The following is a 10,311-nucleotide window of genomic DNA, read 5'->3' on the forward strand; positions in this document are numbered from 1 at the left end:
ACGAAGAGAGCTTGATAGATAGCTTCGTGGCTGATGCGCATCGTCTTGTCGTCCGGGAAGTCGATCGGCAAGCGTCGAGCAATCTGCTCAGGGCTCCAGGCTTTGGCCCATCGCCGATCCTTGCGCGGGCCATGCCGGCGCCCCTTCCACGGAACGGCGGGATCGGGAACGGGAGCGCCGGTCGGGGCAACGACGCCGCCAGCAAGTCTCTCCTCCACATAAGTGCGCAAGGTTGCATTGAGCGCAAGCTTGGCCGGCTTGGGCCGGCGGGCGGATCGATCTGCATGCCACTGGGCAGTTGTTGCCCGATACTCCAACCCGCCGCCGCGGGTGGCCGCATTGCGCCGCAGTTCACGGGAGATTGTCGAAGCAGCCCGCCCCAGGCGACGTCCGATCTCCTGTATGGAGTGGCCCTGCACCTTGAGAAGTGCGATCTCCTCGCGCTCAATCAACCAGGGCTACCGCTCCCGCCTTTCGGAATGATCTGCTTCGGACAGGTTGTGACAATCCGGGGTCGACTGCAGCAGCTTCGCTGGTTAGCGCGGCGGCTATCGCCCGCCAAATTTGCTTTGTTCATCACGCCTTGCAACAGAGAGCCGTCCTGGCGATGGCAAGGGGGCTGGTCGTGACCGCGCCGATCGACGCATTACAACGTTCATCGCAAGCCTCCGACCTCCGAGTGTTGCGACGACCGTTTGAATCCGCCCAATATGCCTCACAGGCCTATGGTGACGAGCTCAAGGGCGCCGGCATCGCGCATCGATGAGTCGCAAGCCCGATTCTACGACAATGCCCCGCAGTTAATCACCCATTGGTGCGATAAGGTTTTGAGGCCGATCAGCCGCCCGACCTTCCGCAGCTTTGCCGCACTTAGCAATCATCTTTCGCCCTTACGCTCACTTCAATCAGCTTAACCTGCCGGCGCATCCTACTTCCTTAGAATCAGGCGTGCCGGGCGTTCCTTTGCTGCGAACGCCTGATCATTCGTAATGATTCCACTCTCGAGGAGCATGTCCAAAACGCGGTTTGCACGCTCACGCGCATTCGAAAGTGCAACATGCGAATATGGAACGGGTGGCGCATTTATGAGGCCGGCAAGCAGGGCCGCTTCGCTGAGTTCGATATCCTGAACCTGCTTCTGGAAATAATTTTGCGCCGCCTCACTGACGCCGAAGATGTCAGCTCCGATCTGCACACGATTGAGGTAGATATTCAGGATTTCATCCTTACTGAGGCGCCATTCCAGCCAAATTGCGACAAGCGCCTCATGAAACCACGCATCCGCACTGTGCTGATCGAAGGGGACTAGCAGCCTCGCAACCTGCTGGCCAATAGACGGACGCAGGGGATTCGTGTCCGGACCAGCATGCAATGAGAGCGCAATCGCGCCAAGGTCAATCCCGAAATGGCTATAGAAGCGCCGATCCCCAGCTGCCAAGGTCCCCATCACCAGAACGTCAGGAAGCTCTTGCACCGAAGGTGTGCTGTACTTCCCGCAGGCGGTGGTCAGACCCGTGCGGCACACCGGCAGATCGACTGCGCGATCGGAGCTTTCACTCCAACCCAGATTACCAGTCTTGTGTAATACGGGATTTGCTAAGATCAGGAACAGAAGTAGACTCATAAACCCGAATGTTAAAGTCTCCGAGAGCGGCTCGAGGATCGCACAGCGCAACGAACCACGCAGAAGCCTCGCCCGGCGCATCAACTCCATACTCATACACGCCATTGAAGTTATACGCGTAGCGAAAGCCATCATACGAGCATGAATCACGGATCTTCGCGGTCGCGGGATCATCTGACTCTCTTGCTCACTTCGGGCCTGAACTTGTGGCTCTGCACAGGCGTGCGCCGCGACGCAGCAAGCCCTTGGGGGTGAATCGCTTGCCCTCGCGAACGCCTGCGAGCGCAATCCGTCCGCAGGATCGGGCTCTGCTGCCAGCAGGCGGATTGCTCGAGCGACAATCCCGCATGACTGCTGCAGCTATCTGCGGAGGAGGCGGCAGCCATCTGCAGCCGCGCGCTGCTCGCGAAAGCGCGGATGGGCGCCGAACCGGCTCCGACAACGGAAGAGAATGGGAGCTGACACCGTCATCGAACGCGCCTCACAGATCCAAAGTGTGCCGTGCCGCCATCTTGAGGCTGGTACGTGTCCCAATTCGCCGAATCGAACGGTTAGTTGGTACAACTTGACGCTAGGTACGATTCAAGTCTCTTAAGGGCGGCTCACCATTCAGACAGGCGTTTGGCTCGTGTAAGTGATCGGGCCGCGTAGCGGCCCGGCCCAATTGCCTATCGCGGTGCAGCAAGCGCGACCGCGGCGCCAAATCGCACGATCAAGATGAGCCCAAGGGGTTCGCCACTCGGCCCTGATCGGATCTGATCGCACCGGCGCGTAGTGCGTCGACTTCGCGAATGGATCGATTGGAACGCAAACAGAGAGTCTCTTGGCGCAGACCGTCTCGATCTCATGGCCATGTGCGGATACGGAGCGATGATCTGCCATTCTGCAGCTGGTTCTTGGGAATAATGCCCTTGGTCGGATGTCATTCTAGGCGCAGCTCCCAGCGTCCTCCTTCGGTGAACAATACGACAACGCATGTCAGGCCGCTTTGAACGCGCGCTGACGTGACGCGGTCGCGCACCCGGGACTCTCTGGTTCTGTTCGCTAGGGCGCCATTCCATGGCAAACATCAAGGGTAGCAAAAGCACCCGGATGAATGCCCGCTGTGCGCCGATTGGCATCCACGCCTTACGGCGTAGGAGCTGGGTCTCCCTTCGCCTGGACGACCGGGCAACCAGCCGGAGGCTGATCGCAGGAAGCGACAGTGCTCGCTCTTGCAGATGCCGTATGTACTCCGTAGCTAGCGAAGCCGACAAGATTGTCTGTCTTGCGACCAATGTCCGCATTGTAGCAGAAATTGTTGCATCATCAGTCCTCCAGCCTCGCGCGCTGGGCGCTACTCCCACTCCGCAGCTGGTACGACATTTGCTGGAAGCGTCAGCACCGCATCATTCGAAAGACACGCGAGTGTCGGATGCCATTACAGCAACTACCGATGTGAGGCGACTCGATAGGAGCACTTCGCGAAATACATTTCTGTTGCGTTCGGTGGAGCAGCTCGCAACGCAGAGCAGATTGCAATGGCGCAGGGCCCTTCTTCAAGTCGGTTCATCAGAATACGTAAGCTCCGTTCGTCTAAGTCGGTGTGGGAGGCGCCAAATGGACCTATTTTGCTTCATCGAATGCGCGAAACAGAGCCGCTCTATCGCGGCGTTATTCGACCTGCTCGTGAGCTGTTCGTCCGAACAGGGCTTCAGCCAGGTCGCTTACGGGGCGTTGACAGAGGCGGCGCCGAATCGGCAGCCAGAGTATCTCCCAACCACGGTGACAGTGAACTTTCCTTCCGCTTGGTGCGAGCGCTATGCTGAAGGCCGATATATGGCCATCGACCCCGTGGTTCGACGTACGACAAGGTTGTCCGGCCCTTTTCTATGGGACCAGCTCGCTGACAAACATCAATTGCAGCCGAGCGAACTCCGAGTGTTAAACGAGGCCAAAGAGGCCGGACTGAAGCACGGAGTAAGCGTACCGCTGTGCGGACCATTTGGACAGCTTTCGGTCGCGTCGTTTGCATCCATGCACGACGATGCCGACCCTCAGTATCGTCTCGGTCGTCTCAACATCTTGGCTTGGCAATTTCATCACGCTCTTGCAGAGATCGCGCCGTCGTCGGACGGCAAATGCGATGTGCAAGTGGCGCTATCCGGACGAGAAAGGGATTGCCTTCGCTGGGTGGAGGAGGGGAAATCGTCCTGGGAAATCGGAGTCATCCTGCAGGTCAGCGAGAATACCGTGAACTTTCACCTGAAGAATGCAATGCGAAAGTTGGAGACGAGCAGCCGTACTCACTGCGTCGCCAAGGCAATCCGCCTCGGTCTTATATGATTTCGGCAGCCGCCCGCACGTAACGCGCGAGCGACGCGACTGCTCGAGATAAGTCGGGCGAAGGTACAGGCGCCGGGCAGATGTCGAAGTTAGTGGGTGAGGTCTCTGTCGTCTTGCGTAGGCGCCCTGAGAGACGAGCCCATGGCGGATTAGGGAGCGCGCGAAGAGGGTGCACTCCGTAGGTCGGCCACTCAGACGCCGACCGGCCACGGGAAGTGTTCACCGCATCGCTGGCGCGCATGCGGTGAGGGAACTCTTCAGCACGAGCTTGGCAGGCGCGGATTGCGGATTTTACTCGCCTATGAAAACATAATTTCCTTTGATGCTGCAAGTACGTGCTCGCATTACCGCTCCCTAGCCGGGCCCGGCTTTCGGTCACTTTTCCCGGGACGGATCACTATTTCAGATGAAACGAGATGTCCAGCAGCAAGAAGATGGAGGTCCTGGTGGATGCGATCACCGTCGCCAGCGGGCGAGGCGAACTTCGCGCTCCCGGCTGATTGAGCAAGTGCCGGTCTTCGAGGGCATCGAGCAGGTCGCCTGCCATATCCGATCCGAGCTCGCAGTGCGCTTCCCAAAGTCTTGCTCGCTGTTGCCTAACTGGGACGCTGAGCGTTCGATAAGTGTTGCTCATGACAACCAGCGCCACCTCTGGCACAAGACAAGAGATGGTCCGGGCAACAAATCTCCTCAGTCGTAGCGAACGCATCGCTTGCCCCGGTTAAACGCGGAGGACGCTACATTGGACTCTTATCTGCTCGGATGCGCCTTATTCCCTCGCGTTCAACCCCCGCCACGATGTGGCCACTGGGCCAGCCATAGCCGATCTGCCCACCCAAGGTAACGCCGGTCTCATCATGACAGCGTTTAGGCGCGCCGCCACTGGATTCCAGGACGCCGTAGTTGGCGGCATGACACCCTCTCCTACCGAGCTCGTACGCGCATCAGTCGCCGATTGCCGACACCACAGGCGGCGGAACTTGGGGATAGGGCTAGACGGGCGCCGCAGCGGATTGGTACCGAATGCGAGCGCCAGTATCCCTGACTTAATCACGCCGAGTGTCGCTAACAGGTGCTCCCTTCATTTTCTACGTTCGTCTGATTGCCCCGGGTCCGCTTACGCATCAAGAGCGCGGTCGCGAACTGCTGAGTCCGCAACAGCATTTCAAAGAACGTTCCACTCGTACGCTGAGTACGTTTGCCGTCCTGGCCTCATCTGTCAGACGGCAATGTTCGATTGGTGCGATTCTCCCTGCGCCCGCCTGAGCGAGCCGCCGTCTGCTGCATCTAATCGATCAATCGCACCATGAGCCAGATAACACCGGCCCATACACATAGGCAGAACAGTAAGGCGGCCTTCAACGTCCTCACTCGCCTGCTGTGGCGCCACTGAAGGAGCCGCGAAGAGCAACCGGTGAAGCGCCGGCCACGTACAACGGCAACTACCTCGTTGTGATCCGTGAACCGGAACTCCGAGCGATGCTTGCGGATATACGCCAGCCGCTCGGCGGGTGAGAGGCACTGTGCCCAGACTTCCCATGCCTCATCATCAAAGCAAGCGCTATTCTCAAGGACTTCGGTAAGACGTCCACTAGGCTTCATTGTGCATCCGCTAGACCCACTCTCGCGGAGCCAGTTCTAGGAAGTTGGTTTGGGTTCGGAACCTCCCAACTTTGGTAGTCTAGTTCAGCAGCGGAACGTGCAGGCGTCATCGATCACAACTACGCTCTGTGGGTCCCTGACGCGAGATCGCCCCGGCCACAATTTGACGCTGGGGTTCTTTTCCATTCGCGCAGACCGCGTGGGCTCAGTAACCGTCCGGTGAGGCTTTCAATTACCCACATTTAGTCGAACGGGCTGAGGGAGCGCACAAACCATTGCAACGCAGGAATCGACCGTGATTCCTTGTCTGCACCGATTCGCAGGGGCGGTGCCGATGGACGAGGAAGCCGACGCATGGTTTGATCGCGAGCTCGCAGGCTGCAGCCTTTGCCGACGAGCGCCTGAACAAGCGGCTCCGCAAACTGGTAGCGCAGATCGGGAGCGCCATGGGCGAAAGTATTCCGCTGGTGTGCCAAGACTGGGCCAACACCAAGGCTGCGTATCGTTTCTTCTCCAACGACCGGGTCAGTGAGGCGGACATTCTGGCCGGCCACTTTCAATCAACGCGTGAGCGCACGATTGCCACCGACGGTCCTGTTCTAGTGCTCCATGATACGACCGAGTTCAGCTATCAAAGAGAGAACTCAGACGCGATCGGGATCACCAAGAGCATAAACAGCGGCCGGGACAAGGCGGGCCGCCTGAGATCGCACACGGTTTGCGGCATCCTGATGCACTCGAGCCTGGCGGTGACAACCGATGGGCTGGCGCTTGGACTGACGGCCGTCAAGTTTTGGACCCGGAAGAAATTCAAGGGGACCGCCGCACTTAAGAAGAAGATCAATCCGACCCGCGTTCCCATCGAGAAGAAGGAGAGCATTCGGTGGCTGGACAATGTCCGGCAATCCACGGAGTTGCTGGGCGATCCGGGACGATGCGTTCATGTCGGTGATCGCGAGAGCGACATCTATGAGCTGTTCTGCGCGGCTCGAGAAGCTGGAACGCATTTCGTGATTAGGACTTGCGTTAACCGTTTGGCTGGGGATGGAGATCACACGATCGCCGACGAAATGGACCAGGTCGCCGTCAAAGGACTGCATTGCATCGACGTCAGAAACAGCAACGGTGATCCCGATGAAGCCGTCCTCGAGATCAGATATCGCAAGATTCGCGTCTTGCCGCCGATCGGAAAGCAGAAGCGCTATCCCGCGCTGTACCTTGACGGTGATCCATGCCGAAGAGCGCGTGACGCCGAAGAACAGAAAGAAAATCGAGTGGAAGCTGATCACAGATCTGCCTGTTAGCTCCCGCACTGACGCCATTAAGAAGCTCGAATGGTATGCTTTGAGATGGAAGATCGAGTGTTCCACAAGATCCTCAAATCAGGCTGCAAAGCTGAGGAGTCGAAGCTTAGGACCGCCCAGCGTCTGACCAATCTGATCTCGCTCTTTTGCATCCTGAGTTGGCGGGTCTTCTGGATGACGATGCTCAACCGTTCCGCTCCAGACGCGCCGCCAACCCTCGCGTTAACCGCGACCGAAATCGGCGTGCTCGATCGCTTCGTCAACGACAAACCCAAAGCGAGACAGAAGACGCTTTCGCACTATCTCATCAAGATCGCCCGGCTCGGCGGTGATCTCGCCCGCGCCAGCGATCCGCCTCCCGGCAATATGGTCATGTGGCGCGGGCTGTCGCGCCTCACCGACATCGCGTTAGGCGCCTTGGTCGGAGGAGAATTTGTGGGTAATTGAAAGCTCCACCGGAGGCTGACTGGGCTCATAACAGTTCTATATGTCGAACAAGCGCGAAGTGGCTCCTCGGCAATGGAGCGATGGTGTTCGCCCCGTATTCAACTCCGTCCTTCACAGGTCCCGTCAGACACCCACTTGTCTATCCTGAGGCCGCGCAGTTGAAACGCGTTGCAAGCGGGTGAGCACGTCGCCTGCACGTGCTCTGCGCATCGTCTCTAGGCAAGACGGGACGGCAGCGGACCGCCTACCAAGTTGCCGCAATTGCTCCTCAGGCGGGATAATTCCAATCCCTAAAAACGGCCTGGAGGATCTCGAAAGGGCGGCGGGGCGCGAACGCCATAACCAACTCCAAAGCCGACGAAGAAGATCATAGTGATAACAAGAATGGCCATTGTCATCAGGACGACTACTTCGCTGGAGGTCTTGATTCGCACTCCCGCCACCAGCGATAGCAGCCGGTAGAGCAAATGCGCGAATATCTGCTTGGTACAATCTTGCGCTACGTCCGATTCAAGGGTTTTTGGCCATGCCAGCCAATATTTTATCCCAGCCTACAGCTTACCCGGATCAGGAGGCTTGCGCCCCCGTCGGGAGTACCGCGCCGTGAGCGGGCACCGGAAACCCTTGTTCTGCTCGATGTATGTCGTTCGCTTCTCTCGCCAGGCAATTGCGCCTGGCACCGTAGGAGAGGCGGCCAATCCGCAGCACATGCAATCCGGCGAGATTGCCGGTGTCGCTGCTGCGGCGCTGCGGCCGCCGATGGTCGACACGTTCGGAGCGCATGACACTGCATTGCCAGCCAACAGTCCACGTCAGAGCGTCGCAGGCGTGGTGATTGCCAGCGCCACAGATCCTCTACTGCTAAACCAACGAATTCGTTCGGTGCTTCTCGGGCTCACGCGGTTCGCTCGTCATTAGCATGTCCATTGCGGAATCCAGAGACTTATATGCCCGGTCTCGGACCACCTGCGGCAACTCAGGCGCCGCCTCAATCGCGGCCCGCGCGTTGCTCACTATTGAATGCTTTGCCGAAAGGCGCTTCGCGTCCAATATGACATGAAGCGTCTGTCGAAGATCGGACCCAATTGAGCTGTCGCTATCTATCAATTCGCGAATTTCCAAAACATGCGATCAATTAATATCATTGACGCATAGAACGATGACAGTCGTTGTGACACCATTGGTCGTTCCTTCATCCAACTAACTTTATGGACCATCGCACGAAACGGATGTCTGTCCGGTTCGAAAGTCTCTCGGCCGACCTGAAGAGGGGAATGAGACAGCGTCCCTCGGCCGCCACCCGCCGGAGCGTCGGGGTGTGACGCGGCAGACGTAGCCCACGATCAAGGTCCACGGCCATCTTGGTCGCGCAGGTTTCAGAGTGACACTGGCACCAGCCTCGCCGCGCTGGCGCGAGGGCTCGATTGTCGGAGTTTGGTCCAGCTCAGTATTAACTCCATGTCTTTTGTTTCAGTTGCGGCTGCCCGAGTCGGTCCGGACTGGGGCACAGTAGCAGCAAACCACATCTTGGATTTGTGTAGAATGCGGGACTGACGTGCCAGACCTGAAGGGGCGTGAGCAGACTTGCCCGCCGGAGCAAGCAAACGTAGGAGCTGGCTCCGTCGATGCAAACTAACGGAACGGCATTCGTTGACGATATCGTGCCAGCTAGGGTGGCCGAAAGCATCGTAGGTATGGCTCTTCACTCCATTCCTTCTGACCATCAGCATCCCGTCGCTATGAGTTCGGAGTGAATTGCCGCTGCCGTGTTGAGGCAAGCATCCAATGGGAGACATCCGAAGGCGAGCTGGCAAAGCAGATAGTTCGCGGGAACCTCGTTGTCGATTGCCCTGGTTTAACGACCCCTCGTCGGGCCTGAACATTAGCTGTGCCGGATAGTGCCTTGCACCAAACACCTGGTCATCAGTCATGAATCCGGTCTGGACCAGCTTATCGAGAACCAGGCTTGCACGCTGATGAACCGCCCCGGGTTTGCCGGAGGCTCCATTCCTGAGAGGATGGAGCCATGACGAGCAAGACGACGAACAAGTTTTCACCTGAGGTCCGGACTCGAGCGGTTCGGATGGTTCTGGATCACGCCAGCGAGCACCCGTCGCGCTGGGCGGCCGTGACGTCAATCGCGGCCAAGATCGGCTGCACGCCGCAGACGCTGCATGACTGGGTCAAGAAGGCCGAGGTCGATAGCGGGCAGCGGGCCGGCGTTCCGACCGACACGGCCGAGAAGCTGAAGGCGCTCGAACGGGAGAACCGCGAGCTTCGGCAGGCCAACGAGATCCTGCGCAAGGCAAGCGCCTATTTTGCGATGGCGGAGCTCGACCGCCGGTCCAAACCATGATCGCCTTCATCGACGATCATCGTGGGGCGCATGGGGTCGAGCCGATCTGCAAGGTCTTGCCGATCGCCCCCTCGACCTACCACGCCCATGTGGCCAAGCGGCGCGATCCCGCCAAGCTGTCGGCGCGCGCCAGGCAGGACGCCGCGCTGAAGATCGAGGTTCGGCGCGTCTTCGATCAAAACTTCTCCGTCTACGGCGTGCGCAAGGTCTGGCGGCAGCTCAAGCGCGAAGGCTTCGATGTTGCCCGTTGCACAGTGTCGCGACTGATGCAGGACATGGGTTTGCAAGGGGTCATCCGCGGCAAATCCGTCAAGACCACGATCAGCGACAAGGCCGCGCCATGCCCGCTGGATCACGTCAATCGCCAGTTCAAGGCACCAAGGCCGAACGTCCTCTGGCTCTCCGACTTCACCTATGTCGCGACCTGGACCGGCTTCGTCTACGTCGCCATTGTGATCGACGCCTATGCCCGCAGGATCGTGGGCTGGCGGGCCTCCCGCACGGCGCACGCAGGCTTCGTGCTCCCGGCCGGTCCATCGCAGCGGGCTCGTGCACCACAGCGACAGAGGCAGCCAAGGCGGATTCAAACGGTCGTCGCAACACCAGTTGTTTTCACTCATAACAGCAATTCGTCAAGCGCCTCCGCCGGCGTT

At 58.9% G+C, this 10,311-nt stretch carries 7 protein-coding genes, 3 pseudogenes and 1 other annotated feature; of the genes and pseudogenes, 6 read left to right on the forward strand and 4 right to left on the reverse strand.

The genetic code is table 11. The features are described 5' to 3' along the window. Positions 1 to 659, reverse strand: a pseudogene (locus AC0L3X_RS45540) (transposase); the annotation flags it as partial. On the opposite strand from AC0L3X_RS45540, the gene AC0L3X_RS45545 reads away from it, so the two are divergent. After that, positions 626 to 766: a hypothetical protein gene (locus AC0L3X_RS45545; RefSeq protein ID WP_473317517.1), complete on the forward strand. Its 141-nt coding sequence runs from the start codon at positions 626 to 628 to the stop codon at positions 764 to 766. The pseudogene AC0L3X_RS45540 and the gene AC0L3X_RS45545 sit on opposite strands and share 34 nt — an antisense overlap. Before the next feature lie 162 nt (positions 767 to 928). Here the strand turns inward: AC0L3X_RS45545 and AC0L3X_RS45550 are convergent, their stop codons facing one another. Beyond that, a complete protein-coding gene (locus AC0L3X_RS45550) occupies positions 929 to 1,714 on the reverse strand; it encodes a transglycosylase domain-containing protein (RefSeq protein WP_439034043.1) in 786 nt (261 codons plus the stop codon). Positions 1,715 to 3,223: 1,509 nt separating this feature from the next. Here AC0L3X_RS45550 and AC0L3X_RS45555 point away from each other — a divergent pair. Then, positions 3,224 to 3,949, forward strand: coding sequence for a helix-turn-helix transcriptional regulator (locus AC0L3X_RS45555; RefSeq protein ID WP_439034044.1), 726 nt, complete (start codon positions 3,224 to 3,226; stop codon positions 3,947 to 3,949). A 397-nt stretch (positions 3,950 to 4,346) separates the two neighbouring features. Here AC0L3X_RS45555 and AC0L3X_RS45560 read toward each other — a convergent pair whose 3' ends face one another. Next, positions 4,347 to 4,496 (reverse strand): hypothetical protein, encoded by a 150-nt coding sequence (locus tag AC0L3X_RS45560; RefSeq protein ID WP_439034045.1) that lies wholly within the window; start codon positions 4,494 to 4,496, stop codon positions 4,347 to 4,349. Positions 4,497 to 5,910: 1,414 nt separating this feature from the next. Here AC0L3X_RS45560 and AC0L3X_RS45565 point away from each other — a divergent pair. From AC0L3X_RS45565 to AC0L3X_RS45575, 3 genes are all read left to right on the forward strand, one after another. Continuing rightward, positions 5,911 to 6,855, forward strand: coding sequence for an IS4/Tn5 family transposase DNA-binding protein (locus AC0L3X_RS45565; protein WP_439034046.1), 945 nt, complete (start codon positions 5,911 to 5,913; stop codon positions 6,853 to 6,855). A gap of 57 nt (positions 6,856 to 6,912) precedes the next feature. Continuing rightward, the gene (locus tag AC0L3X_RS45570) at positions 6,913 to 7,302 is read left to right on the forward strand and encodes a hypothetical protein (protein ID WP_439034047.1); all 390 of its coding nucleotides are present in this window, start codon (positions 6,913 to 6,915) and stop codon (positions 7,300 to 7,302) included. Between the two features lie 603 nt (positions 7,303 to 7,905). Beyond that, entirely contained in the window at positions 7,906 to 8,220 is a 315-nt protein-coding gene (locus AC0L3X_RS45575; RefSeq protein ID WP_439034048.1) for a hypothetical protein, read from the forward strand. Positions 8,221 to 9,025: 805 nt separating this feature from the next. On the opposite strand, the pseudogene AC0L3X_RS45580 reads toward AC0L3X_RS45575, so the two are convergent. Next, a pseudogene (locus AC0L3X_RS45580) lies at positions 9,026 to 9,139 on the reverse strand (LLM class flavin-dependent oxidoreductase); the annotation flags it as partial. 189 nt (positions 9,140 to 9,328) lie between these two features. On the opposite strand from AC0L3X_RS45580, the pseudogene AC0L3X_RS45585 reads away from it, so the two are divergent. Next, positions 9,329 to 10,234, forward strand: a pseudogene (locus tag AC0L3X_RS45585) (IS3 family transposase); the annotation flags it as partial. Further along, positions 9,613 to 9,729: a sequence feature (AL1L pseudoknot), on the forward strand. (Overlaps the previous pseudogene by 117 nt.) Positions 10,235 to 10,311: the final 77 nt, after the last annotated feature.

It is taken from the genome of Bradyrhizobium sp. MI1.7 (assembly GCF_055811795.1).

Bases quoted from the DNA above. Each gene is read 5' to 3' on its own strand.
- AC0L3X_RS45550 (WP_439034043.1), bottom strand. From the start codon at position 1,714: ATGGAGTTGATGCGCCGGGCGAGGCTTCTGCGTGGTTCGTTGCGCTGT.
- AC0L3X_RS45555 (WP_439034044.1), top strand. From the start codon at position 3,224: ATGGACCTATTTTGCTTCATCGAATGCGCGAAACAGAGCCGCTCTATC.
- AC0L3X_RS45560 (WP_439034045.1), bottom strand. From the start codon at position 4,496: ATGGCAGGCGACCTGCTCGATGCCCTCGAAGACCGGCACTTGCTCAAT.